Below are 23,943 nucleotides of genomic sequence, written 5' to 3'. Positions count from 1 at the left end.
GGCAACCGGTCCACCATCGGTGTTATACACTTGATGCCGAACCGCCATACAATGGCAGCACCGACTGTCTTTTTTCCGGACCGCGCCAACCGCCATGCCACGCACCAAAGCCGAACCGACCGCCAGGCCCGCCGACGGACTCCCTGAGACCGACGCGGACGGCGCGCGCGGCGCATCGGTCGAGGAAATCGCCGACCGCATCCTGACCGCGATCTGGGAGCACCGCCTGCCGCCGGGCACCAAGCTGGTCGAGGAAAAGCTGGGCGGCGTGTTTGGCGTCAGCCGCACCAAGGTGCGGCTGGCCTTCGCCAAGCTGGCGCACGAGGGCGTGCTGACCGTGCATCCCAACCGCGGCACTTTCGTTTCCAGCCCCAGCGTGGCCGAAGCGCGCCAGGTGCTGCATTCGCGCCACCTGCTGGAACCGGCGCTGGTGCGCGACCTGGCCGGCGCGATCAGTGCGAAAGGCGTGCGCGCGCTGCGCGAAACCACGCGGCAGGAATCGCAGGCGCGCGACAGCAACGACCGCCGCGCCATCATCCGGCTGTCGGGCGAGTTCCACTGCAAGCTCGCGGAAATGACCGGCAATCAGTACCTGGGCAAGTACATGCGCGAGCTGTGCTCGCTGACCTGCCTGATCATCGCGCTGTATGACGCGCCGGGCGTGCCGTCGTGCCCGCATCACGAGCACGACGATATCGTCGATGCGCTCGAGGCCGGCGACGGCGAACGCGCCGCGCGGCTGATGGCCGAGCACCTCGGCCACGTCGAAAGCACCCTGCGGCTGGAGTTGCCGGCCGAGGAAAAGATCGACCTGGAAGCAGTGTTCGCCGCGGTCTGAGCCGCGGCGTTACCTTGAAAGCAAGCCGCGGCGCGGCTTAGCGGTGCTCGATGCGCGCCGCCAGCGCCGCCGGCAAACCCAGCGTGGGCTTGGCATCCGGGCGGCGGAACGTGCCCGCGGTGGCCTTGCGCGGCTGCAGCGCGACCAGCGCCTCGGCCTGCTTGACGGCGGCGGCCATCTGGTCGACCACCGGCACCGGAATGCGGTCGCGCACGCGCGCCGCCAGGCCGGCCAGCGGCGCGCCGGCCAGGATCACCACATCAGCCTCGTCCTCCACCACCGCGCGGTTGGCCAGTTCCACCAGCACGGCTTCCTTCTCTTCCTGCACGTCCGACACCGAGGCAAAGCTGCCGTCGAGCATGCGGATCCCGGCCAGCCGGCCACGCAGGCCATGCATGTCGACGCATTCCTCATACCACGGCCCCAGCGCCCGCGCGAAGGTGACGATGGCAAAGCGCCGTCCCAGCATGCACGCCGACAGCATCGCGGCCTCGGCCATGCCCACCACCGGCAGGTCGAACAGCTCGCGCGCGCCCATCAGGCCGGGATCGCCGAATGCGGCGATGACCGCCGCGTCGAACTGATCGTGGTGCTCGGCCAGCATTTCCAGCGCGATCGCGCCGCCGATCTGCGCCTCGGCGCGGGTGGCGATATACGGCACGCCGCGGCTGGCGGTCAGCGGCACCAGCTCGGTGCCGGGCGCGGCGGCTTCAGTGGCCGCGGCCATCAGGCGCGCGGTGATGCCTTCGCTGGTGTTGGGATTCAGAACAAGGATTCGCATGTCAGGGATCAGGCAGGGTTGACTAAGGACGCCAGCACGCTCTCGGCCAGCTTTGCAGCGGCCAGCACGCTGCGGTCGGCACCGCGCGGGCCGGCGATCTGCAGGCCTACCGGCAGGCCGTCGCGGCCGCTGCCGCAAGGCACCGAGATCGCCGGCGCCAGTGCATGGTTGAAGAAGGGCGTGAACACGGCATGGGCGCGCGGCTCGACCGCGACGCCGCCGATGCGCTCCGGCCCCAGGCGGTCGTTGCGCCAGGCCACGCAGGGCGTGGTCGGGCACAGCAGCAGGTCATAACGGGTAAAGAAGCCGGCCACGGCCAGCGCGATCTGGCGGCTGGCCTCGCGCGCGCGCGCCACCTCGGCGCCAGTCCACGCCAGGCCGCGTTCGATCTGGCGCGCGACGTCGGCATCGAACACCTCCGGATCGCGGCGCCACGCGTCGCCATAGAGATTGGCCAGGCCGACATGCTGCAGCGGCATCAGCGCAGCCTCGTCGGCGCCCTGCGGCCAGACCGGGTCGGCGCGTTCGATGCTCAGCCCCGCGCCCTGCAGGCGCGCCACGGCCTGGTCGAAGGCCTGCGCGACATCGTCGTCGACCGGCGTGTCCAGCCCCAGGCGCGGGCTGACCGCGATCTTCAGCGTATGCAGCGGCCGTGCCGCGGCCAGCGCAAAGCCCAGCGTGTCGGGGTCGCGCGGATCTGCACCGGCCAGCGCCTCGAACATCAGCTCGGCATCGGCGACGGTGCGCGTGATCGGCGCAATCACCTGGATGCCGTTGAAGGCATGGGCGAAGCCGACCGAATCCGGAATCGCGCCGTAGGAGGGCTTGAAGCCGACCACGCCGGCATGCGCGGGCGGACGCCGGCTGGAGCCGCCGCCATCGGTGCCCAGCGCCAGCGGCGCCATGCCGGCCGCCACCGCTACCGCGCAGCCGCCCGACGAGCCGCCCGCGGTCAGCGTGGCATCGAGCGGATGGCGCGTCAGGCCATAGACCTTGTTGGTGGTCAGTCCCTTGCAGGCGAACTCCGAGGTGTTGCCCATGCCGAGCACGATCGCGCCGGCGCGGCGCAGGCGCTCGACCGCGATCGCGTCGGCGGGCGCGATGAAGTCACGGTACAGCTGCGAGCCCTGCGTCACGCGCCGGCCCTGGCTCCAGATCACATCCTTGACGATCACCGGCACCCCCGCCAGCAGCGGGCGCTCGCCCTGCGCCAGGCGCGCGCGCAGTTGCGCCAGGTCGGCATCGACCAGTTCCTGGCGTTGTTCGAAGACGGCGTTGAGCTGGTCGTTGCGCGCCGCGATGCGCGCCTGGAAGGCCGCCGTTACCTCAGCGGGGTCGAGGCGCCCGGCGGCGACGCGGGCCGCGATGGTGGCGGCATCCAGGCGGTTGGTCAGTTCCATGTCTACAGTGTCGGTCAAAGTATCGATCGCGCAAGGCGGCGCTCACAGCGTGCCGCCCGAGGTGCGGTAGCGCGGCCGCGCCATTTCGGGCAGGCCGCATGGCAGGAACTCGCCGTGGCCGGCCTCGGCCATGACCTCGCCCTCGTGCGCTACCACCTTGCCGCGCACCAGCGTGGTCACCGGCCAGCCGGTCACGCGCAGGCCCTCGTACGGGGTGTAGTCGACGGCATGGTGCAGTTCCTCGTTGCGGATCGTCACTTCGCGCTGCGGATCCCAGATCGCCAGGTCGGCATCGGCGCCGATGGCGATGGTGCCCTTGCGCGGATGCAGTCCATAGAGCTTGGCCGGGTTGGTCGAGGTCAGCGCGACGAACTGGTTGACCGAGATGCGGCCGCCCACCACGCCTGCCGAGAACAGCAGCGGCAGCCGCGTCTCGAGTCCGGGGATGCCGTTGGGGATGTACTGGAACGGGACTTCCTGGCCGCCGGGCTTCTTGCCCTGCGCGTCTTCGTAGCGGAACGGTGCATGGTCGGACGAGAAGATGGTGAAGAGGCCGTCGGCCAGGCCGTCCCAGATCACCTGCTGGTTGCTGCGGTCGCGCGGCGGCGGGCTGCACACGCACTTGGCGCCGTGGTAGCCGGGCTGGTCGAGGTCTTCGGCGGTCAGGAACAGGTACTGCGGGCAGGTCTCGGCAAAGATCTTCATGCCGCGGTTGCGCGCCCAGCGGATCTGCTCGACCGCTTCCTTGCCCGAGACATGGACGATCAGGATCGGCACGTCGACCAGTTCGGAGAAAGTGATGGCGCGGTGCGTGGCCTCGCGCTCGATCGCCATCGGCCGCGCCAGCGCATGGAACTTCGGCGCGGTATTGCCGGCCGCCTCGAGCTTGTCGGTCAGCCAGGCGATGCAGTCCGAGTTCTCGGCATGCACCATCACCAGCGCGCCTTCCTGGCGCGCCACCGACAGCACCTCGAGGATCTCGCGGTCGTTCAGCTTGAGGTCGTCGTAGGTCATGTAGACCTTGAACGACGAATAGCCTTCGCGGATCAGGCCCGGCAACTCGTCGTTCAGCACCGCCTCGGTCGGGTCGGCCACGATCAGGTGGAAGGCGTAGTCGACCACCGACTTGCCGCCGGCGCGGCGATGGTAGTCGGCCACCGCGGCGCGCAGCGAATGGCCCTTCTCCTGCGCGGCGAACGGGATCACCGTGGTGGTGCCGCCGCACGCGGCCGAGACCGAGCCGGTGCGGAAGTCGTCCGCCATGCGCAGGCCGTCCGGCATCGGCTGGTCCAGGTGGCAGTGCGCATCGACGCCGCCGGGCAGCACGAGCTTGCCGTGGGCGTCGATGACCTGCGCGGCCTCGCCCAGGTCGTGGCCAAGCTGCACGATGCGGCCGCCGGCGATGCCGATATCGCATTGCATGGTGTCGCTGGCGGTCACCACGGTGCCGTTGCGAATGATGAGGTCGAACTGTTTCACGGTACGGTCTGGTTGTGAGGACTAGGAGAGAGCGGCCGCGCTTCAGCGGTCGGCGTCGGCCAGGTGCATGCGCGCGGTTTCACGCGCCGCGAACGCCGCCACCGCGATCAGCGCGCACACCGCCGCCAGGTAGAGCGCCACCGGCATGGTGTTGCCGAAGCGGTCGAGCAGGCCCACGGCGATCAGCGGGGCCAGCGCGCCGCCGAACACGCCGGCAAACTGGAAGCCCAGCGAGGCGCCGGTCACGCGCACCCGGGTGGCGAACAGCTCGGGCAGGAACGACGCCAGCGGCGAGAACATGAACGACACCAGCACCATGCCGACGAACGAGGCCAGCATGATCAGCGCCGGGCTGCCGGTCTTGACCATGGCGAAGAACACGAACGCCCACACCGCGCCGCCGATGCCGCCGATCATCAGCACCGGGCGACGGCCGATGCGGTCCGCCAGCAGGCCGGCGATCGGGATGAACAGGATCTGCGCCACCGCGCCCAGCAGCACGGCATTGAGCGCGATGCTCTTGGGCAGGCCGAGCTTGGTCGGTACGAAATACAGCAGGAACAGCGTGAACACGTAGAAGGCGATGTCGCCGCCCAACCGCGCGCCGAATGCGATCAGCAGCTGCTTCTTGTAGTTGCGCAGCACTTCCATGATGGGCGCGCGCGCTTCGGCATGCGATTCCTCCAGCTTCTCGAACATGCCGGATTCGCGCACGTTGGAACGGATATACAGCCCGACGCCCACCAGCAGCGCCGACAGCAGGAACGGCACGCGCCAGCCCCAGCTGAGGAAGGCTTCTTCCGATACCTGCCAGGTCACCAGCGCGAAGATGCCGTTGGCCAGCAATAGCCCGATCGGCGCCGCCAGCTGCACCAGGCTGCCAAGGATGCCGCGCCGTTTCCCTTCGGGATCGAGCTCGTTGACCATGATCGCCGCCCCGCCCCACTCGCCGCCCAGCGCCAGGCCCTGCACCACGCGCAGCAGCACCAGCAGCAGCGGCGCCAGCGCGCCGGCGGTGGCATAGGTCGGCAGCAGGCCGATGCCGAAGGTGGCCAGGCCCATCATCAGCAGCGTGATGATCAGGATCGACTTGCGGCCCATCTTGTCGCCGTAGTGGCCAAAGATCGCCGCACCGAGCGGCCGCGCCACGAACGCCACGCCGTAGCTGGCGAAGGACAGCAGCGTCGCCGTCAGCGGATCGCTCTGCGGGAAGAACAACTTGGGGAAGACCAGCGCGGCGGCCGATCCGTAGATGAAGTGGTCGTAGAACTCGAGCGTGGTGCCGGCCAGGCTGGCCCCGGCAACGCGCGCGACTGACTGTTTCTTGGCCGACGCGCCGTTGTCCGCGGCGTCGATGCTGACTGCTTGCATGGTGGATCCTCCAATGGTCCCTGGCCGGTCCGGTGCGCGCCGTTCGCTGGCGTCGCGCCGGGTTGTCTCCGACGAGGCATGCATGTGCCTCGCCTTTGCTCAGTACATTAGGCCATAAACCGCCATACAATCAAGCTAAATATTGTTTGTCAGAAATGGTGCATATGCATGCTGGGTTTTCGTGCAATGCACGAATGCGGCATGGTTCGCAAAATGGCCTGCCTCCCCGACACTGACATGGGGTAAACACCTAGCAGGCGGCAGAGATAAAAAAACGGCGCATGCCCGAAGGCATGCGCCGTTTTTTTTGGGGAACGCTGAGGCCGCGTCAGATCACGATGGTCTGGGCCTCGCCCTCGGCCCGCTCGCGGATCTCACCGATCTGCCACACGGCTTCGCCGGCGGCTTGCAGGTGGCGGATGGCACGTTCGGCGTCTTCCTTGGCGACGATCACGACCATGCCGATGCCGCAGTTGAAGACGCGGTGCATTTCATCGTCAGCGACGCGGCCCTGCGCCTGCAGCCACTGGAACAGCGGCGGCAGCGTCCAGGCATCGCGATGCAGCACCGCGGTGACATCCTGCGCCAGCACGCGCGGCACGTTCTCGGTCAGGCCGCCGCCGGTGATGTGGGCCATGCCCTTGACCGGAAGCGTCTCGATCAGCGACAGCAGCGGCTTCACGTAGATCCGCGTCGGCGCCATGATCGCGTCCTGCAGGCGCTGGCCGTGGAAGTCGGCGTTCAGGTCCGGCTTGGCCACCTCGATGATCTTGCGCACCAGCGAGTAGCCGTTGGAATGCGCGCCCGACGAGGCCAGGCCCAGCACCACGTCGCCCGGGGCGATGGTGCTGCCGTCGATGATCTTCTTCTTCTCGACCGCGCCGACGGCGAAGCCGGCCAGGTCGTATTCGCCGTCCGGGTACATGCTCGGCATTTCGGCGGTCTCGCCGCCGATCAGCGCGCAGCCGGCCAGTTCGCAACCGCGGGCGATGCCCTGGATCACGGTGGCGGCGGTGTCGACGTCGAGCTTGCCGCAGGCGAAGTAGTCGAGGAAGAACAGCGGCTCGGCGCCCTGCACCAGGATATCGTTGACGCTCATGGCGACCAGGTCCTGGCCGACGGTGTCATGGCGGTTCAGCTGGAACGCCAGCTTGAGCTTGGTGCCCACGCCATCGGTGCCCGACACCAGCACCGGCTCCTGGAACTTCTTCGACAGCTCGAACAGCGCACCGAACCCGCCGATGCCCGCCATCACGCCCTCGCGCATGGTGCGCTTGGCAAACGGCTTGATGCGGTCGACCAGCGCGTCGCCGGCATCGATGTCAACACCGGCGTCGCGGTAGGAAAGGCCTGCCTGGCCGGCGGTCGGGGATGCGCTCATGGGAACCTGCTTGTCCTGGAGGAAATAAAGTGAGGAATTCGGCCCTCGGGCCACCGTCGCTTCCGTCGCGTGGCATCGGAAGGCGGGCGCGAGTCCAGTAGAATCGCAATTTTAACGGATAGAGGCCCCCCGCTTCCAGTTTCCGGCGAGATCGCGCCGCAAACCGCGCTGCCGCCCTCCTGCAACCCTTGATGAATGCCCCGCTGTTGAACCAAGAGGCCAAGCGCATCCTGCTGTGGATCGTCGTGGCCATGGCGCTGTTCGCCGCCATTATCGCGCTGGCGCCGGTGCTGACCCCGTTCCTGTTCGCATTCATCTTCGCCTATATCCTCAACCCCGGCGTCGACTGGCTGCAGCGCCGCCGCGTGCCGCGCGCGATCGGCGTGACGCTGATGATCCTGCTGCTGACGGTGGTCTGCGTGATGCTGGTGCTGCTGCTGATCGCGGTGCTCCAGCGCGAGATCCCGCAGGTGCGCGAGCAACTGCCGATCCTGCTGAAGAAACTCAACTCGGTGGTGTCGCCGCGGCTGGCCGAGTTCGGCGTGCGCGTGCGCTTCGACTTCCCCGGCCTGCGCAACATGATGTCGGACCGCTTCGCCGCCAGCCCGGAAGACCTGCTGGTGGTGCTGCTGAACTACGTCAAGATGTCGGGTTCGGCGCTGATCGCGGTGGCGGGCATCGTCTTCATCGTGCCCATCGTCATGTTCTACCTGATGATGGACTGGCACATGGTGATGCGCCGCATCGAGGGCGTGGTGCCGCGCCGCTGGGTGCCCAAGGTGCGCGAGCTGACCAACGAGACCGACGCGCTGCTGTCGCAGTACCTGCGCGGCCAGATCCTGGTGATGGTGATCCTGGCGGCGATCTACTCGATCGGGCTGACCATCGCCGGCTTCGATATCGGCGTGCCGGTCGGGGTCTTCACCGGGCTGGCGGTGTTTATCCCGTATATTGGCTTCGGCGTCGGCCTGGTGATGGCGATCCTGGCCGCGCTGCTGCAGTTCGGCAACTGGTACGGGCTGGCCGCGGTGGCGGTGGTCTACGGCTTCGGCCAGTTCATCGAGAGCTTCTACCTGACCCCCAGGCTGGTGGGCGAACGCATCGGCCTGCACCCGCTGGTGGTGATCTTCGCGCTGCTCGCCTTCGGCCAGCTGTTCGGCTTCTTCGGCGTGCTGCTGGCGCTGCCGACCTGCGCCGTGCTGCTGGTGGGGGCGCGCCAGCTGCGGCGGGTTTACCTGGCCAGCGATCTCTATCGAAAATAACGGCTGCTGCCCCTGTCCGCTACCCGCTGTCCGCCATCCGCTCCACGAATCTAGCCGAAGTTAGCCATACGTCATGTCCCCGCGTCCCAAGCAACTGTCGCTCGAGCTGGGCAGCCCGCCGCCTTCGACCTTCGAGAATTTCGTGGTGGCGTCCAACCGCGAGGCGGTGCAGCGGCTGCGCGAGCTGCCGCCCGCGCTGGCGCAGGAGCATGCCAGCGATCGCCTGATCTACCTGTGGGGCGAGGTCGGTTGCGGCCGCACCCACCTGCTGCACGCGGTGTGCGAGGCCGGGCCGCAACACGGCATCCGCTGCCGCTACCTGAGCCCGCACCACCCGCTGTCCGATTTCCTGTTCGACCCCTGGTGCCAGCTCTATACCGTCGATGACGTCGAGCTGCTCGACGAAGCGCGCCAGATTGCGGTGTTCTCGCTCTACAACGAGGTGCGCGCGCACGGACGCACCGCGCTGGTGGTGGCGGGCGGCCTGGCGCCGCGCGCGATGCCGGTGCGCGAAGACCTGCGCACCCGGCTGGGCTGGGGCCTGGTGTACCAGGTCGCGCCCCTGTCCGACGACGACAAGAAGGCCGCCGTGCTGCATGCGGCACGCGAGCGCGGCCTGCAGCTGTCGCCCGAGATCACGCACTGGCTGGTGACGCGGCATTACCGCGACATGCCCAGCCTGATGGCGCTGCTGGACGCGCTCGACACCTATTCGCTCGAGCGCAAGCGGCCGGTCACGCTGCCGCTGCTGCGCGAGATGTTCGCCGAATTCCGGGATTAGGCGACCGCCCCGGCACCGCATGCTCCCCTACCCCCATCCTGCCTTCAGGTAAAATCGCCGCCCATGAATCTGGCACTCTTTGACCTCGACCACACCCTGATCCCGACCGACAGCGACCATGAATGGGGCCGCTTCCTGGTCCGCCTGGGCGTCGTCGACGAGGTAATCTACCGGCAGAAGAACGACGAGTTCTACGGCCACTACAAGGCCGGCACGCTCGATATCCAGGCCTTCCTGCGTTTTGCGCTGGCGCCGCTGGCGGCCAACCCCCGCGACCGGCTCGATGCCATGCGGGTGCGCTTCATGCACGAGGTGATCGACCCGGTGATCACGCCGCAGGCGCGCGCGCTGGTCTACAAGCACCTCGAGGCCGGCGACCTGTGCGCCGTGGTCACCGCCACCAACAGCTTCGTCACCGCACCGATCGCCGCCGCCTTCGGCATCAAGCACCTGATCGCGACCGAGCCGGCCACCGTCGACGGCAAGCCCGAGAGCCAGTTCACCGGCGAGGTCTTCGGCGTGCCCAGCTTCCGCGAAGGCAAGATCACCCGCGTCGAGGCCTGGCTCAAGGCCCAGGGCGCGGGCTGGGACAATTTCGAGACCACCACCTTCTACAGCGACTCGGCCAACGACCTGCCCCTGCTGGAAAAGGTCTCCGAGCCGATCGCCACCAACCCGGACGATCGCCTGCGCCACCACGCCGCCGCGGCCGGCTGGCGCATCATGGATCTGTTCTGACGTGATCAAGAAGCTCATTACCCGGCTGCTGGGCAAACCCGGCCCCAAGCAGCGCCGTACCGGCCGCGCCCATACGCCGCGCATCGTCAACGTCGACGAACACCGGATCGACCCCACGCTGCTGTCGCGCAATGCCGTCAAGGTCACCTCGACGCTGCAGCAGGCCGGCTACCAGGCCTATATCGTCGGCGGCGCCGTGCGCGACCTGCTGCTCGGCATCAAGCCCAAGGACTTCGACGTCGCCACCAACGCCACGCCCGAGCAGGTGCAGTCGCTGTTCCGGCGCTCGCGCATCATCGGCCGGCGCTTCCAGATCGTGCACGTGACCTTCTACGGCGGGCGCGAGCAGGAAATCATCGAGGTCTCGACCTTCCGCGCGCTGGTCGACGCCATCGCCAGCGAGACCCTGCCCGAAGGCCGGCGCCTGAAGCGCGCCGAGCTCGACAGCAAGACCCATGCGATCGATGCCTCGGGCCGCGTGCTGCGCGACAACGTGTGGGGCTCGCAGGCCGAAGACGCGGAACGCCGCGACTTCACCATCAACGCGATGTACTACGACCCGGCCGCGCAGACCGTGCATGACTACCATCGCGGCATGGAAGACATCCGCGCGCGCCTGCTGCGCATGATCGGCGACCCGGCCACGCGCTACCGCGAAGACCCGGTGCGGATGCTGCGCGTGGTGCGCTTCGCCGCCAAGACCGGCTTCGACATCGACGAGGCCACGCGCCTGCCGATCGCCGGCCTGGCCGAGCTGATCCACAACGTGCCGAGCGCGCGCCTGTTCGACGAGATGCTCAAGCTGCTGATGTCCGGCCACGCCTGGGCCTCGCTGCAGGAACTGCGCAAGGCGGGCCTGCACAAGGGCCTGCTGCCGCTGCTGGACGTGGCGCTGGAGCAGCCCATGGGCCAGCGCTTCGTGCAGCTGGCGCTGGACAACACCGACCGCCGCGTGCAGGCCGGCAAGCCGGTGTCGCCGGGCTTCCTGTTCGCCGCGCTGCTGTGGCACCACGTGCTGCAGCGCTGGAACAAGCTGCGCGACGAGGGCGAGCACGCCATCGCCGCGCTCAACACGGCCATGGACACGGTGCTGGAAAAGCAGACCGGCCAGCTCGCGATCCAGCGCCGCTTCGTCACCGACATGCGCGATATCTGGGGCATGCAGCCGCGCTTCGAGAAGCGCGTGGGCCGCATGCCGTTCCGGCTGCTGGAGTCGCCGCGCTTCCGCGCCGGCTACGATTTCCTGGTGCTGCGCTGCCAGTCCGGCGAGCTGCCGGAAGAGCTGGCCGCCTGGTGGAACGATTTCCAGAACGCCGAACCGCACGAGCGCGAAGACCTGATCGACGCCGTGCGCAGCGCGCGCGGCCAGGGTGGCGGCCAGGGTAGCGCGCAGGGTGCGGAAGGCGAAGGCCCGGCGCGCAAGAAGCGCCGCCGGCGCGGTCCGCGGAAATCGGATAAAGTTTCTTCCCGGAGCGACTCGGACGCGGGCGAGGCAGCACATGCCGGCCCCGGCCAGCCGGAGGAAACGTAAATGACTCTCGCCTTCATCGGCATCGGCGCAAATCTTGGCGATGCCCGCCAGGCCATCAAGGACGCCATCGTGTGCCTGGCCCAGCAGGTCGGCATCACGGTGCTGGCGCGTTCCTCGCTCTATCGCACCGCGCCGGTCGATGCCGGCGGCGACGACTACTACAACGCGGTGGTCAAGGTGCAGACCTCGTTCACCGCATCGCAGCTGCTGCGCATCTGCCACCACATCGAAGACCAGTTCGGCCGCGAGCGCCCGTTCCGCAACGCGCCGCGCACGCTCGACCTGGACCTGCTGCTGTTCGGCGACGAACAGCATGACCACGAGCACCTGACCGTGCCGCACCCGCGCCTGACCGAGCGCGCCTTCACGCTGGTGCCGCTGCTGGAGCTGGACGCCGCGCTGGCGATCCCGGGGCGCGGCCGCGCCGCCGACTACCTGGCCGGCGTGGGCGCGCAGCGCATCGAGAAGGTCTCCACCTGCAAGTGCCTGCGCATGCAGGCCGCCGCCGGCGAACCTGGCAATGGCGGCACGCCCGGCTGATCCCGCCCGGCGGCGCCCGCGGCGCTGCCATCCTCCTCACTGACGCCCGGAGCGCCATGCTCGATCACCTGCGCCGCATTGTCGTCGAAGGCCCCGTCGGATCGGGCAAGACCTCGCTGGCCCAGCGCCTGGCGCGCACGCTGCACGCCCAGGAACTGCCCGACAACGCCCGCCGCAGCCCGTTCCTCGAGCCGTTCTACCGCGACCCCGCGCGCCACGCGCTGGCGCTGCAGCTGTGGTGCCTGACCCAGCGCGCGGTGCAGCTGCAGCAGTGGCAGGCGGGCGTCGCCTCGGGCCAGCGCATGGTCAGCAACTTCCTGATCGCCAAAGACCGCCTGCATGCCGCGCTGACCCTGTCCGGGGATGAACTGGCCCTCTACGACGCCATCGCCGCCCGGCTGGCGCTGCCGCCGCAACGCGCCGACCTGGTGATCGTGCTGCAGGCGACGCCGTCGCTGCTGCGCGAGCGCATCGTGCGCCGCGGCGAGCCGGGCGAGGCCGGCATCGACGAGCACTACCTGCAGCGCCTGGCCGGCGCCTATGGCGAACTGTTCCACCGCTACGACGACGCCCCGGTGCTGGTGGTCGACACCGCCCACTTCAATCCGGTGGACAATGACGACGATTTCCGTACACTACTGTCGCGCATCGAAAACATGCGCGGCCGCAAGGCCTTTCTCAATCTCGCCGCGCCCTGACAGGCATCCTCGCCTGCCAGACACAACACAATAACGACGGCTGTCGTTGCCGTGCGGGCAGCCCTCCCGGCACCGGCAAGGCCGTCCTACACGGGCACTGCCATGAGCTACCTCCTCGATCCCTCCCGCAAGACCATCACGATTCCCAAACTGCAGGCGATGCGTGACGCCGGCGAGAAAATCGCCATGCTGACCGCGTACGACTCCAGCTTCGCCGCGCTGCTCGACTATTGCGGCGTCGAGATGATCCTGGTGGGCGACTCGCTGGGCAATGTGATGCAGGGCCAGCAGACCACGCTGCCGGTCACGCTGGAACAGATGGCCTATCACACCGAATGCGCGGCGCGCGGCAACCAGACCGCGCTGCTGCTGACCGACCTGCCGTTCGGCACCTATCCGACCCCGGAAGCCGCGTTCGCCAGCGCCGTCACGCTGATGAAGGCGGGCGCGCAGATGGTCAAGCTCGAAGGCGGCGACTGGCTGGCGCCGATCGTGAAATTCCTGGTCGAGCGCAGCATCCCGGTGTGCGCGCATATCGGCCTGACGCCGCAGTCGGTGCACGCGCTGGGCGGCTTCAAGGTGCAGGGCAAGACCGACGCCGGCGCGGCCCAGCTCAGGCGCGACGCGCTCGCGCTGCAGGCCGCCGGTGCCCAGGTGGTGCTGATGGAAGCGGTGCCCGCCGCGCTGGCCGGCGAGATCACGCAGTCGCTGGCGGTGCCCACCATCGGCATCGGCGCCGGCGCCGACTGCACGGGCCAGGTGCTGGTGCTGCAGGACATGCTCAACATCTACCCCGGCCGCAAGGCCAAGTTCGTGCGCAACTTCATGGACGGCCAGCCGTCGATCGAGGCCGCGGTGCGCGCCTACGTGGCCGCCGTCAAGGACGGCAGCTTCCCCGCCGTCGAGCACACCTTCTCCGCCTGACGCGGTGGAGATCGGCAGCGCCACCGCCGAAGCCTTCCGCCTGCTGGCGAGCGGCGACGCCGGGCTGTGGTTCATCGTCTGGACTTCGCTGGTGGTGGCGGTGCTGGGGCTGGCCATCGCCACCGTGCCGGCCATCGCCGCGGCCTGGCTGATCGCCACGCGACAGTTCCCGGGCCGGCGCGCGGTGGTGGTGGTGGCGCAGGCCTTCCTGTCGTTCCCGACCGTGCTGGTCGGGCTGATCCTCTACCTGCTGCTGACGCGCCAGGGTCCGCTGGGCAGCCTGCACCTGCTGTTCACCCCGGCCGGCATGGTGCTGGGGCAGGCCGTGATCGGCTTTCCGGTGGTGCTGGCCTTTGCGCTGTCGACACTGCAGGGTGCCGACGTGCGCCTGCGCGAAACCGCCTGGGTGCTGGGCGCCGGCCGCTGGCGCACCTTCGTCACGGTGCTGCGCGAACTGCGCTTCGGGCTGATGGCGGCGGTGGTCGCCGGCTTTGGCCGGGTCATTGCCGAAGTGGGCTCGGCGCTGATGATCGGCGGCAATATCGAGGGCTCGACCCGCACCATCACCACGGCCATCGCGCTGGAAACCAGCAAGGGCGAATTCGCGCAGGGCATTGCGCTGGGCCTGGTGCTGGTGGCGCTGGCGCTGCTGGTCAATATCGGCATGGCCTGGCTGCAGGGTGCCGGAGGCTTTCGCCGATGACACCGACCGTTGCCGCCGACCACGGCCCGCTGCTGATCGTGCGCGGGCTGGCGCGAAGCATCGGCCTGCGCAAGCTGTTTGCGATCGACACGCTGGTGATCCCGCGCGCCACCGCGATCGTGATGACGGGCATGAACGGCGCCGGCAAGACCACGCTGCTGCGCATGCTGGCGGGGCTGGAGCCCGCGCCCGGCGCGGTCGCGCACTGGACCGATGCGCACGGCCACGCCCACAGCGCGGCGCTGACACCGTTGCCGCCCGCGCTGCGCCGGCGCATTGCCTACCTGCACCAGCACCCTTACCTGTTCCGCACCTCGGTGCGCGACAACATCGCCTACGGCCTGCGCGCGCGCGGCCTGCCGCGCCATGACATCGACCTCCGCGTGGGCGAGGCACTTGGGTGGGCCGGGGTCTCGCACCTGCAGGACACCGCGCCCGAATACCTGTCCGGCGGCGAAATCCAGCGCGTGGCGCTGGCGCGTGCCAAGGTGCTCGAGCCGGAGCTGCTGCTGCTCGACGAACCCACCTCCAGCCTCGACGGCCACGCGCGCGAGCAGGTGATCGCGCTGGTCGGTGATCTCGCCGCCGAAGGCCGTACCGTGGTGATGATCTGCCACGACCGCGAGCTGATCAACCTGCCGGGCGTGGTGCGCTGGAAACTCGGCGACGGCGTGCTCGACACCCATCACCCGTAGTCATCGCGCTAGACCATCGCGCCAGGCCATCCACTGCGCCGGCAACACGCCACGCAAGGCGTTGACCAGCACGATGGCCTCGGCGCGCGCCAGCATCGCGCGCGTGACCACCGCTTCTTCGACCGGCTCGCCCGGCACCCCCAGCGCCGCGCCGCCCGCCTCCAGCACCACCGCCCGCATCACGCCCGGCAGGATGTCGGCCGACAGCGGCGGCGTCAGCCAGCGGCCATCGATGCGCGCGAACACCGAGCTGCGCCCGCCCTCGAGCAGTTCGCCGCGCGTGTTGAAGAACAGCCGGTCGAAGCCGCCGGCACGCTCGGCGGCCTGCCAGCCGGCATCGAAGACCGCGCGCGCACTGGTCTTGTGGCGACGCAGCGGGTCGGCAGGCGGTAGCGGATCCGGCGCGAGGTCGACACCGACCGGCCCCGCCGGCAACGGCGCCAGCGCGCTGCTGGCGAAAGACAGCGTGCCGGACTTGTCCACGCTGAGACGCAGGCGCCAGCTGCCGGCGCCCAGTTTTGCTGCCTGCGCGGCCACCGCGTCGCGCGCGGCGTCGGCGTCGAAAGCAAAGCCGAACGCGTGCGCCGACGCCCCGATGCGCGCCAGGTGCCGCGCCAGGTGCGGGCACGCACCGTCTTGCACGCGCAGGGTCTCGAACAGCGTGAAGCCGGGATCGTGCCGGGTCAGGAAGCGCGCCTTCCAGCCGCATTCGGCGAATTCCTCCGCCGCCACGCTGTCATGGACGATGCCGCCGCCCACGCCCATCTCGCCGGGGCGCAGCGCGCTGGCCGCGGGCGGCGCCAGCACCAGCGTGCGGATCGCCACCGACAGCGCGAACGGACCGGCCATGGCCGCGCCGGATGGCGCCTCGATCCAGCCGATTGCGCCGGTGTAGAGCCCGCGCGGCGCGCGCTCGAGCTCGGTGATGATTTCCATGGTGCGTCGCTTGGGCGCACCGGTGATCGAGCCGCACGGAAACAGCGCCACCATCAGCGCGCCGAAGCCGGTGCCGGGCCGCGCCGTCGCGGTCACGGTCGAGGTCATCTGCAGCACCGCGCCGAACGGCTGCACCGCGAAGCGCTCCGGCACCGCCACGCTGCCCGGCTGCGCGATGCGGCCCAGGTCGTTGCGCAGCAGGTCGACGATCATCACGTTCTCGGCCCGGTTCTTGGCATCGGCGGCCAGCGCGGCGGCGGCCTGCGCATCGCGCTCGGCATCGCCGGCGCGCGGCGCGGTGCCCTTCATCGGCCGGGTCAGCAGATGGCCCTGGCCATCGTGGCGCACGAACAGCTCGGGCGACAGCGACAGCACCATGGCGTCATCCGGCAGCCGCGCCAGCACGCCATAAGGCACCGGCTGCGCGGCGCGCAGCGCCGCGTACAGCGCCACCGGATCGCCGAAGGCATCGCAGCGCAGGCGCTGGGTGTAGTTGACCTGGTAGGTGTCGCCCGCTTCGATCCACTGGTGGATGCGCGCGATGGCGTCGTCGAACGCAGCACGCGAAGTATCGGAAGCGATATCCATCAGGCCCGCGGGCTTCACCTCTGCATGGGACTGCAGCCACGCCGTCACCGCCGCGGCATCGAGCCGTTGCACCTCGCGGAACCACAGCAGGCGCAGCGCGCCGTCATGGAACGGCATGGCGTTGTCCGTATGCACCGGCGCATCGACCAGCGCACCACCGAATTCGTAGGGCGCGAACAGGGTGGCGTGCCAGCCCTGGCGCCACCCTTCGGCAAGCATGGCGTCGAGCCGGGCGATGTCGCTGCCGGGCGGCAGGAGGTCTTCGTGGACGAAGCCGGTGTAGAGACGGGATGCGGCTTGCCCGGCGGGTGCGGTGGCGTCGTCGAGCAGGACGTAGGCGTCAACGCCGCCCGCTCGCGTACTCCCCTCTCCCGCTTGCGGGAGAGGGGCTGGGGGAGAGGGGGGACGCTGGATGCTTGCTACCACGGGAAATCGTCAGGAAAAACAGGATTGCCGGCGTACCGACAGGGCGCAGGCATGCATTATCGCGCGGCGCAGGCATGGTGGCGATGGACGCGCCGGCCCTCTCCCCCGGCCCCTCTCCCGCAGGCGGGAGAGGGGAGCAAACCCGCGGTGCGCCGGCGTCATGCGCCAAAAACAAAACCGGCCACGCTTGCACGTGGCCGGTTCCATTCCGCCAAGCCGGATCAGCTGAAGAAGCTCTTCACCTTGTCCAGCCACGAGGTTTCCTGCGGGCTGTGGCGCGAGCCGCCCTCGTGCACCGAGCGGTCGAACTGGCGCAGCATTTCCTTCTGCGCCTCGGTCAGCTTGACCGGCGTCTCGACGTTCACATGCACGTAGAGGTCGCCCGGGTAGCCGGAGCGCACGCCCTTGATGCCCTTGCCGCGCAGCCGGAAGGTCTTGCCGGACTGGGTGGCCTCGGGCACCGGGAAGGTGGCCTTGCCGCTCAGCGTCGGCACTTCCAGGTCGCCGCCCAGCGCCGCGGTGGCGAACGAGATCGGCATCTGGCAGTGCAGGTCGTCGCCGTCGCGCTCGAACACCGCGTGCGGCTTGATGTGGACTTCCACGTACAGGTCGCCCGGGGGGCCGCCGTTGATGCCCGGCTCGCCGTTGCCGGACGAACGGATGCGCATGCCTTCGTCGATGCCGGCCGGGATCTTCACTTCCAGCGTCTTCTGCGACTTCAGCTTGCCCTGGCCGTGGCACTTGGTGCAGGGCTTGGGGATGAACTTGCCGCTGCCGTGGCACTTCGGGCAGGTCTGCTGCATGGTGAAGAAGCCCTGCGACACGCGCACCTGGCCGGCGCCGTGGCAGGTCGGGCAGGTTTCCACGCTCGAGCCGGGCTCGGCGCCATTGCCGTGGCAGTGGTCGCAGTCGTCCCAGTGCGGCACGCGGATCTGCGCCTCGTGGCCGTGCGCGGCCTGCTCCAGCGAGATCTCCATGCTGTAGCGCAGGTCCGCGCCGCGGTAGGCCTGCGGGCCGCCGCCACCGCGCCGGCCGCCGCCGCCCTGGCCGAAGATATCGCCGAAGATATCGCCGAAGGCCTCGGCAAAGCCGCCGTAGCCCTGCGCGCCGCCGAAGCCGCCCGCCATGTTCGGGTCTACGCCGGCATGGCCGTACTGGTCATACGCGGCCTTCTTCTCCGGGTCGGAAAGCATCTCGTAGGCCTCCTTGGCCTCCTTGAATTTTTCCTCGGATTCCTTGCTGTCCGGATTGCGGTCCGGGTGGTATTTCATCGCGAGCTTGCGATAAGCCTTCTTGACTTCGTCTTCGCTCGCGTTCTTGCCTACCCCGAGCACTTCGTAATAGTCACGTTTTGCCATGGTGGCTCATTACCTCATTGGCCGGCGGGTGCAAGCGGCACGGGCCGGCGAATAGCAAAAAAGCCGAGCGCGGCATCCGACGGCGGTTTCCCGCAGGTCTGATGGCCGTCGCCCGGCGTCGGGGCGGGAGCGGCGCCGGCCAGTGCCTGCACCGCCGCCCGCGTATCCCGATTACTTCTTGTCGTTGACTTCCTTGAATTCGGCGTCCACAACGTTGTCGTCCTGCGGCTGGGCCTGCTGCTGGCCGCCGGCAGCACCCGCGGCACCGGCCGCGGCGCCTTCGCCGGCCTTGGCCTGCATGTCGGCGTAGACCTTCTCGCCCAGCTTCTGGCTGACTTCGGACAGCGCGCTGACCTTGGCGTCGATCTCGGTCTTGTCGCCGCCGCGTGCGGCGTCTTCCAGTTCCTTGATCGCGGCCTCGATCTTTTCCTTCTCGCCCGCGTCCAGCTTGTCGCCGTACTCGGTCAGCGCCTTCTTGGTCGAGTGGATCAGCGCGTCGGCCTGGTTGCGGGCATCAGCCAGCTCGCGGGCCTTCTTGTCTTCCTCGGCGTTGGCCTCGGCATCCTTGACCATGCGCTGGATCTCGTCTTCCGACAGGCCCGAGTTGGCCTTGATGGTGATCCGGTTTTCCTTGCCGCTGGCCTTGTCCTTGGCGCCCACGTGCAGGATGCCGTTGGCGTCGATGTCGAACGAGACCTCGATCTGCGGCGTGCCGCGCGGTGCCGGCGGAATGCCCTCGAGGTTGAACTCGCCCAGCAGCTTGTTGCCGGTGGCCATCTCGCGCTCGCCCTGGTACACCTTGATGGTCACGGCCGGCTGGTTGTCGTCGGCGGTCGAGAACACCTGCGCATGCTTGGTCGGGATGGTGGTGTTCTTGGTGATCATCTTGGTCATCACGCCGCCCAGGGTCTCGATCCCCAGCGACAGCGGCGTCACGTCCAGCAGCAGCACGTCCTTGCGGTCGCCCGACAGCACCGAGCCCTGGATCGCGGCACCGACGGCCACGGCTTCGTCCGGGTTCACGTCCTTGCGCGCTTCCTTGCCGAAGAACTCTTTGACCTGCTCCTGCACCTTGGGCATGCGGGTCATGCCGCCGACCAGGATCACGTCGTCGATGTCGCTGACCTTGACGCCCGCATCCTTGATCGCGGTGCGGCACGGCTCGATGGTGCGGGTGATCAGCTCTTCGACCAGCGATTCCAGCTTGGCGCGGGTCATCTTCAGGTTCAGGTGCTTCGGACCCGAGGCATCGGCCGTGATGTACGGCAGGTTGATCTCGGTCTGCTGCGAGCTCGACAGCTCGATCTTGGCCTTTTCGGCGGCTTCCTTCAGGCGCTGCAGCGCGAGCACGTCCTTGGACAGGTCGACGCCCTGGTCCTTCTTGAACTCGCCGATGATGTAGTCGATGATGCGCTGGTCGAAGTCTTCGCCGCCCAGGAAGGTGTCGCCGTTGGTCGACAGCACTTCGAACTGCTTCTCGCCGTCAACGTCCGCGATCTCGATGATCGAGATGTCGAAGGTGCCGCCGCCGAGGTCATACACGGCGATCTTGCGGTCGCCCTTCTCGTTCTTGTCCAGGCCGAAGGCCAGCGCGGCCGCGGTCGGCTCGTTGATGATGCGCTTGACGTCCAGGCCGGCAATGCGGCCGGCGTCCTTGGTCGCCTGGCGCTGCGAGTCGTTGAAGTAGGCCGGCACGGTGATCACGGCTTCGGTCACCGGCTCGCCGAGGTAGTCCTCGGCGGTCTTCTTCATCTTGCGCAGCACTTCGGCCGAGACCTGCGGCGGCGCCAGCTTCTGGTCGCGCACCGACACCCATGCGTCGCCGTTGTCGGCCTTGACGATGGCGTACGGCATCAGGCCGATATCCTTCTGGACTTCCTTCTCTTCGAACTTGCGGCCGATCAGGCGCTTGACCGCGTACAGCGTGTTACGCGGGTTGGTCACGGCCTGGCGCTTGGCGGGCGCGCCGACCAGGATCTCGCCGTCTTCCATGTAGGCGATGATCGACGGGGTGGTGCGGGCACCCTCGGAATTCTCGATGACCTTGGGCGTGTTGCCTTCCAGGATCGCGACGCAGCTGTTGGTGGTACCGAGGTCGATACCGATGATCTTACCCATTATTCTCTCCTCTTGAGCCAGCGCTATCCGCGCGGCTGCAATTCAACCTGAGGCCGAAATGTGGCCGTCCGGGGGCTTTTCAAGGGCAGAACCGGCAAATCCGAGTAATTTTCTCGGTTTCTGCCCTCATTCAACGGCAGCCGCTGCCCCGGCTTGAGCCGGCAGTGCTGACAAGCCGTGTTATGTGGCCCTTGAATTACTTCTTCGCGGCATCGCGATCGCGCTGCCACAGCACGTCGGAGCCGCCGCCCACCCGGTTCAGCACCCGCGCCAGCACGAACATCAGGTCCGAGAGCCGGTTCAGGTACTGGCGCGGCGCCTCGTTCAACGCCTCGGCCGCGCCCAGCGCCACCAGCGCGCGCTCGGCGCGCCGGCACACGGTGCGGCAGACGTGGGCCTGCGCCGCGGCGCGGCTGCCGCCGGGCAGGATGAACTCGGCCAGGCGCGGCAGGTTGGCGTTGTATTCGGCCAGCCAGGTGTCGAGCTGCGCCACCTGCTCAGGCTTGAGCAGCGTGTAGCCCGGAATGGAAAGCTCGCCGCCCAGGTCAAACAGGTCGTGCTGGATATGCAGCAGCGCGGCGCGCACGTCGGCGGGCAGGTCTTCGGTCAGCAGCACGCCGACGTGGCAGTTCAGTTCATCGACGTCGCCGATCGCGGCGATGCGCAGGCTGTCCTTGCCGGTGCGGCTGCCGTCGCCCAGGCCGGTGGTGCCGGCGTCGCCGGTGCGGGTGGCGATCTTCGACAGGCGGTTGCCCATGCCGGTCTCCTTGTCAGCGGTTGGTCGTTGGGAAATGGCGCATTATCGCGCCAGAGCGGGTGACTTAGCCATGCGCGGCGCAACCGCCGGCTGCCGCTTGCGCGGTCATGGGCTTGTGCGGCTATCGGCCGCGCGCTCGCCCCCGGAAGGTGCACCAGCCGCCGTGCGGCGTAGAATGCAGTTATTCGTCCATTCGATAACCGGGTCGCGCCCCAGCCTGCCGCCGGCACCCTCGGCGGCCTCTCAGTCCATGAGGCCGCACCGACCCGTCGGAGACCCGCATGAACCACCCCACGCCGTCCGCCACTCTCGCCCGCCGTCCGCTGCCGCCCGCCATCGCCGACGCCCTCGCCGCACGCTTCGGCGAGCGCTTTACCACCTCCGCCGGCGTGCGCGAGCACCATGGCCGCGACGAATCGCCGTTCCCCCCGGCGCTGCCCGATGCGGTGGTGTTTGCCCACAGTACCGAGGAAGTGGCCGAGGTGGCGCGCCTGTGCAACCAGCACGGCGTGCCGCTGATCCCGTACGGCGCGGGCTCGTCGCTGGAAGGCCACCTGCTGGCGGTGGCCGGCGGCATCAGCCTGGACCTGTCGCAGATGAACCGGGTGCTGGCGGTGCAGCCCGAAGACCTGACCGTGACCGTGCAGCCCGGCGTCACGCGCAAGCAGCTGAACCAGGAGATCAAGGACACCGGCCTGTTCTTCCCGATCGACCCGGGCGCGGACGCGTCGCTGGGCGGCATGTGCGCCACGCGCGCTTCGGGGACCAACGCGGTGCGCTACGGCACCATGCGCGAGAACGTGCTGGCGCTGACCGTGGTGACCGCCGACGGCCGCGTGATCCGCACCGGCACGCAGGCGCGCAAGTCGTCGGCCGGTTATGACCTGACCCGGCTGTTCATCGGCAGCGAAGGCACGCTCGGCATCATCACCGAGGTCACGGTGCGGCTGTACCCGCAGCCCGAGGCGATCTCGGCCGCGGTGTGCGCCTTCCCCAGCATGGGCAGCGCGGTGCAGGCGGTGATCCAGACCATCCAGCTGGGCGTGCCGGTGGCGCGCGTGGAATTCGTCGATGCGCTGGCGATCCGCGCCATCAACCGCCACGACAACCTGACCCTGCCCGAGACCCCGCACCTGTTCTTCGAATTCCACGGCACCGAGGCCGGCGTGCGCGAGCAGGCCGAGACCGTGCAGCAGATCACCGCCGAATTCGGCGGCCAGGGCTTCGAGTGGGCCACGCGCCCGGAAGACCGCAGCCGGCTGTGGAACGCGCGCCATACCGCGTATTTTGCGATGCTGCAGCTCAAGCCCGGCTGCAAGTCGGTCACCACCGACGTGTGCGTGCCGATCTCGCGCCTGGCCGACTGCGTCACCGAGACCGAGAAGGACCTGAACGCGTCGGCGCTGCCCTGCCCCATCGTCGGCCATGTCGGCGACGGCAACTTCCACGTGGCGATCCTGGTCGATCCCGACAAACCCGAGGAAATGGCCGAGGCCGAGGCCATCAACCAGCGCATCGTCGAACGCGCGCTGGCGATGGGCGGCACCTGCACCGGCGAGCACGGCGTGGGCCTGCACAAGCAGCGCTTCCTGGTGGCGGAGCACGGCGAGGACGCGCTCGACCTGATGCGCGCGATCAAGGATGCGCTCGACCCCAACCACATCCTCAACCCCGGCAAGATCTTCAGCGCCGCGCGCGCCGGCGCGCAGTAAGGCGCCCGACCGCCGAACGCAGGGATGGCTTCCATGTTCAACCGCGTGCCGCCGCTGCACCTGCTGATCGCGTTCGAAGCTGCCGCGCGCCTGGGCAGCTTCGCGCGCGCGGCCGAGGAGCTGTCGGTGACGCCCAGCGCGGTCTCGCACCGGATCAAGAACCTCGAGGAGCTGTGGGGCGAAGACCTGTTCGTGCGCGCCAACGCCGCGCTGCGCCTGACCGCGGCCGGCACGCGCTACCTGCGCAACGTGCAGGACGCGCTCAAGTCGCTCAACGAGCTGGCGCGGCCCGAGTACAACAAGATGCGCACCCGCCTGCGCGTGGCGATCCCGCCCACTTTCGGGCGCCAGCACCTGGTGCCGCGGCTGCCGGAGTTCGGCGCGCTCTACCCGCATATCGACCTCGAGCTGCACCTGGCGATCCCGTTCCTCGACGTCAAGGCCGAGGACACCGATGTCGAGATCCGCTACGGCACCGGCCGCTACCCGGACCTGAAGACCACCAAGCTGCTGGTCGAGCCGGTGTTCCCGGCGTGCGGGCGCGAGTACTACGAGCGCGTCAACGGCCGCGCTATCACCCGGCCCGAGCACCTGCACGGCCTGGTGCTGCTGCGCAGCCCGCTGGAGCCGTGGAAGCCGTGGTTCGAGACCGCCGGGCTGGACTGGCCCGAGCCCCAGACCGGCCCGCAGTTCAACGACATCGGGCTGATGCTGGAGGCGATCGCCTCCAACCAGGGCGTGGCGCTGGTGCGCCAGCGCATGGCGCGGCACTGGCTGTCGCTGGGGCAGATGGTGCGGCTGCTCGATGTGGAATCGGTATCGCCGCACGGCTACTACATCGTCGAGCGCGAGCAGGCACCGCTCAAGCCCGAGGCGCGCTATTTCGTCGACTGGCTGCTGAGCCTGGACTGGTAGGAGACCGCCCG

Annotated in this window: 21 protein-coding genes; 12 read left to right on the top strand and 9 right to left on the bottom strand. The window is 68.8% G+C overall.

Features of this window, described 5'->3' with window-relative positions:
• Positions 1-94 precede the first annotated feature (94 nt).
• On the top strand, positions 95-838 hold the full coding sequence (locus C7416_RS12430; RefSeq protein ID WP_111519227.1) for a GntR family transcriptional regulator: 744 nt from the start codon (positions 95-97) through the stop codon (positions 836-838).
• A gap of 37 nt (positions 839-875) precedes the next feature.
• Here C7416_RS12430 and C7416_RS12425 read toward each other — a convergent pair whose 3' ends face one another.
• The 5 genes from C7416_RS12425 to purM all read right to left on the bottom strand — a co-directional run bounded on the left by C7416_RS12425 (position 876) and on the right by purM (position 7,250).
• On the bottom strand, positions 876-1,619 hold the full coding sequence (locus tag C7416_RS12425; protein WP_111519226.1) for an aspartate/glutamate racemase family protein: 744 nt from the start codon (positions 1,617-1,619) through the stop codon (positions 876-878).
• 8 nt (positions 1,620-1,627) lie between these two features.
• The gene (locus tag C7416_RS12420; protein ID WP_111519225.1) at positions 1,628-3,019 is read right to left on the bottom strand and encodes an amidase; all 1,392 of its coding nucleotides are present in this window, start codon (positions 3,017-3,019) and stop codon (positions 1,628-1,630) included.
• Between the two features lie 42 nt (positions 3,020-3,061).
• Entirely contained in the window at positions 3,062-4,498 is a 1,437-nt protein-coding gene (gene hydA, locus C7416_RS12415) for a dihydropyrimidinase (protein WP_111519224.1), read from the bottom strand.
• Between the two features lie 42 nt (positions 4,499-4,540).
• Positions 4,541-5,869, bottom strand: a complete 1,329-nt coding sequence (locus tag C7416_RS12410; RefSeq protein ID WP_062801652.1) for an MFS transporter — start codon at positions 5,867-5,869, stop codon at positions 4,541-4,543.
• Between the two features lie 328 nt (positions 5,870-6,197).
• On the bottom strand, positions 6,198-7,250 hold the full coding sequence (gene purM, locus C7416_RS12405; RefSeq protein WP_062801653.1) for a phosphoribosylformylglycinamidine cyclo-ligase: 1,053 nt from the start codon (positions 7,248-7,250) through the stop codon (positions 6,198-6,200).
• Between the two features lie 191 nt (positions 7,251-7,441).
• Between purM and C7416_RS12400 the strand changes: the two genes are divergently transcribed.
• The 9 genes from C7416_RS12400 (at position 7,442) to C7416_RS12360 (ending at position 15,122) form a co-directional block, all read left to right on the top strand.
• On the top strand, positions 7,442-8,512 hold the full coding sequence (locus C7416_RS12400; protein WP_111519223.1) for an AI-2E family transporter: 1,071 nt from the start codon (positions 7,442-7,444) through the stop codon (positions 8,510-8,512).
• A 73-nt stretch (positions 8,513-8,585) separates the two neighbouring features.
• On the top strand, positions 8,586-9,293 hold the full coding sequence (gene hda / locus C7416_RS12395; protein ID WP_012353781.1) for a DnaA regulatory inactivator Hda: 708 nt from the start codon (positions 8,586-8,588) through the stop codon (positions 9,291-9,293).
• Positions 9,294-9,356: 63 nt separating this feature from the next.
• Positions 9,357-10,031: a histidinol-phosphatase gene (locus C7416_RS12390; protein WP_062801656.1), complete on the top strand. Its 675-nt coding sequence runs from the start codon at positions 9,357-9,359 to the stop codon at positions 10,029-10,031.
• 1 nt (position 10,032) lies between these two features.
• Positions 10,033-11,562, top strand: coding sequence for a polynucleotide adenylyltransferase PcnB (pcnB, locus tag C7416_RS12385; RefSeq protein WP_111519222.1), 1,530 nt, complete (start codon positions 10,033-10,035; stop codon positions 11,560-11,562).
• Positions 11,563-12,102, top strand: coding sequence for a 2-amino-4-hydroxy-6-hydroxymethyldihydropteridine diphosphokinase (gene folK / locus C7416_RS12380; RefSeq protein ID WP_111519221.1), 540 nt, complete (start codon positions 11,563-11,565; stop codon positions 12,100-12,102).
• A gap of 56 nt (positions 12,103-12,158) precedes the next feature.
• Positions 12,159-12,800, top strand: coding sequence for a deoxynucleoside kinase (locus C7416_RS12375; RefSeq protein ID WP_111519220.1), 642 nt, complete (start codon positions 12,159-12,161; stop codon positions 12,798-12,800).
• A 102-nt stretch (positions 12,801-12,902) separates the two neighbouring features.
• Positions 12,903-13,724, top strand: coding sequence for a 3-methyl-2-oxobutanoate hydroxymethyltransferase (gene panB, locus C7416_RS12370; protein WP_062801660.1), 822 nt, complete (start codon positions 12,903-12,905; stop codon positions 13,722-13,724).
• A 4-nt stretch (positions 13,725-13,728) separates the two neighbouring features.
• A complete protein-coding gene (locus tag C7416_RS12365; protein WP_111519219.1) occupies positions 13,729-14,427 on the top strand; it encodes an ABC transporter permease in 699 nt (232 codons plus the stop codon).
• Positions 14,424-15,122 (top strand): ATP-binding cassette domain-containing protein, encoded by a 699-nt coding sequence (locus C7416_RS12360; protein WP_111519218.1) that lies wholly within the window; start codon positions 14,424-14,426, stop codon positions 15,120-15,122. Before C7416_RS12365 ends, C7416_RS12360 begins: the two co-directional genes overlap by 4 nt.
• On the opposite strand, the gene pabB is transcribed toward C7416_RS12360, so the two are convergent.
• The 4 genes from pabB to C7416_RS12335 form a co-directional block, all read right to left on the bottom strand.
• Positions 15,123-17,072 carry an aminodeoxychorismate synthase component I gene (pabB, locus tag C7416_RS12355; RefSeq protein WP_111519217.1) on the bottom strand — a complete coding sequence of 650 codons (1,950 nt, stop codon included), beginning with the start codon at positions 17,070-17,072 and terminating at the stop codon, positions 15,123-15,125.
• Positions 17,073-17,293: 221 nt separating this feature from the next.
• Positions 17,294-18,430 carry a molecular chaperone DnaJ gene (gene dnaJ / locus C7416_RS12345; RefSeq protein WP_111519215.1) on the bottom strand — a complete coding sequence of 379 codons (1,137 nt, stop codon included), beginning with the start codon at positions 18,428-18,430 and terminating at the stop codon, positions 17,294-17,296.
• Between the two features lie 171 nt (positions 18,431-18,601).
• Positions 18,602-20,548, bottom strand: a complete 1,947-nt coding sequence (dnaK, locus tag C7416_RS12340) for a molecular chaperone DnaK (RefSeq protein WP_111519214.1) — start codon at positions 20,546-20,548, stop codon at positions 18,602-18,604.
• 196 nt (positions 20,549-20,744) lie between these two features.
• Complete coding sequence (locus C7416_RS12335; RefSeq protein ID WP_111519213.1) at positions 20,745-21,305, bottom strand: cob(I)yrinic acid a,c-diamide adenosyltransferase; 561 nt, start codon at positions 21,303-21,305, stop codon at positions 20,745-20,747.
• A gap of 281 nt (positions 21,306-21,586) precedes the next feature.
• On the opposite strand from C7416_RS12335, the gene C7416_RS12330 reads away from it, so the two are divergent.
• Together C7416_RS12330 and C7416_RS12325 are read left to right on the top strand one after the other, a co-directional pair.
• Entirely contained in the window at positions 21,587-23,017 is a 1,431-nt protein-coding gene (locus C7416_RS12330) for an FAD-binding oxidoreductase (protein WP_111519212.1), read from the top strand.
• Between the two features lie 24 nt (positions 23,018-23,041).
• Entirely contained in the window at positions 23,042-23,932 is an 891-nt protein-coding gene (locus tag C7416_RS12325; protein WP_018007943.1) for a LysR substrate-binding domain-containing protein, read from the top strand.
• The last annotated feature ends 11 nt before the right edge of the window (positions 23,933-23,943 follow it).

The sequence above is a fragment of the Cupriavidus phytorum genome (assembly GCF_003254285.1).
In the GTDB taxonomy this organism is placed as follows: domain Bacteria; phylum Pseudomonadota; class Gammaproteobacteria; order Burkholderiales; family Burkholderiaceae; genus Cupriavidus; species Cupriavidus phytorum.
The sequence above is the reverse complement of the archived record's forward strand: the minus strand, read 5'-3'. Positions and strand labels throughout refer to the sequence as shown.

What these genes read in the sequence shown, in the direction of transcription:
- C7416_RS12430 (WP_111519227.1), top strand. Translation starts at nt 95, where the DNA reads ATGCCACGCACCAAAGCCGAACCGACCGCCAGGCCCGCCGACGGACTC.
- C7416_RS12425 (WP_111519226.1), bottom strand. Translation starts at nt 1,619, where the DNA reads ATGCGAATCCTTGTTCTGAATCCCAACACCAGCGAAGGCATCACCGCG.
- C7416_RS12420 (WP_111519225.1), bottom strand. Translation starts at nt 3,019, where the DNA reads ATGGAACTGACCAACCGCCTGGATGCCGCCACCATCGCGGCCCGCGTC.
- C7416_RS12410 (WP_062801652.1), bottom strand. Translation starts at nt 5,869, where the DNA reads ATGCAAGCAGTCAGCATCGACGCCGCGGACAACGGCGCGTCGGCCAAG.
- purM (WP_062801653.1), bottom strand. Translation starts at nt 7,250, where the DNA reads ATGAGCGCATCCCCGACCGCCGGCCAGGCAGGCCTTTCCTACCGCGAC.
- C7416_RS12400 (WP_111519223.1), top strand. Translation starts at nt 7,442, where the DNA reads ATGAATGCCCCGCTGTTGAACCAAGAGGCCAAGCGCATCCTGCTGTGG.
- hda (WP_012353781.1), top strand. Translation starts at nt 8,586, where the DNA reads ATGTCCCCGCGTCCCAAGCAACTGTCGCTCGAGCTGGGCAGCCCGCCG.
- C7416_RS12390 (WP_062801656.1), top strand. Translation starts at nt 9,357, where the DNA reads ATGAATCTGGCACTCTTTGACCTCGACCACACCCTGATCCCGACCGAC.
- folK (WP_111519221.1), top strand. Translation starts at nt 11,563, where the DNA reads ATGACTCTCGCCTTCATCGGCATCGGCGCAAATCTTGGCGATGCCCGC.
- C7416_RS12375 (WP_111519220.1), top strand. Translation starts at nt 12,159, where the DNA reads ATGCTCGATCACCTGCGCCGCATTGTCGTCGAAGGCCCCGTCGGATCG.
- panB (WP_062801660.1), top strand. Translation starts at nt 12,903, where the DNA reads ATGAGCTACCTCCTCGATCCCTCCCGCAAGACCATCACGATTCCCAAA.
- C7416_RS12360 (WP_111519218.1), top strand. Translation starts at nt 14,424, where the DNA reads ATGACACCGACCGTTGCCGCCGACCACGGCCCGCTGCTGATCGTGCGC.
- dnaJ (WP_111519215.1), bottom strand. Translation starts at nt 18,430, where the DNA reads ATGGCAAAACGTGACTATTACGAAGTGCTCGGGGTAGGCAAGAACGCG.
- dnaK (WP_111519214.1), bottom strand. Translation starts at nt 20,548, where the DNA reads ATGGGTAAGATCATCGGTATCGACCTCGGTACCACCAACAGCTGCGTC.
- C7416_RS12335 (WP_111519213.1), bottom strand. Translation starts at nt 21,305, where the DNA reads ATGGGCAACCGCCTGTCGAAGATCGCCACCCGCACCGGCGACGCCGGC.
- C7416_RS12330 (WP_111519212.1), top strand. Translation starts at nt 21,587, where the DNA reads ATGAACCACCCCACGCCGTCCGCCACTCTCGCCCGCCGTCCGCTGCCG.
- C7416_RS12325 (WP_018007943.1), top strand. Translation starts at nt 23,042, where the DNA reads ATGGCTTCCATGTTCAACCGCGTGCCGCCGCTGCACCTGCTGATCGCG.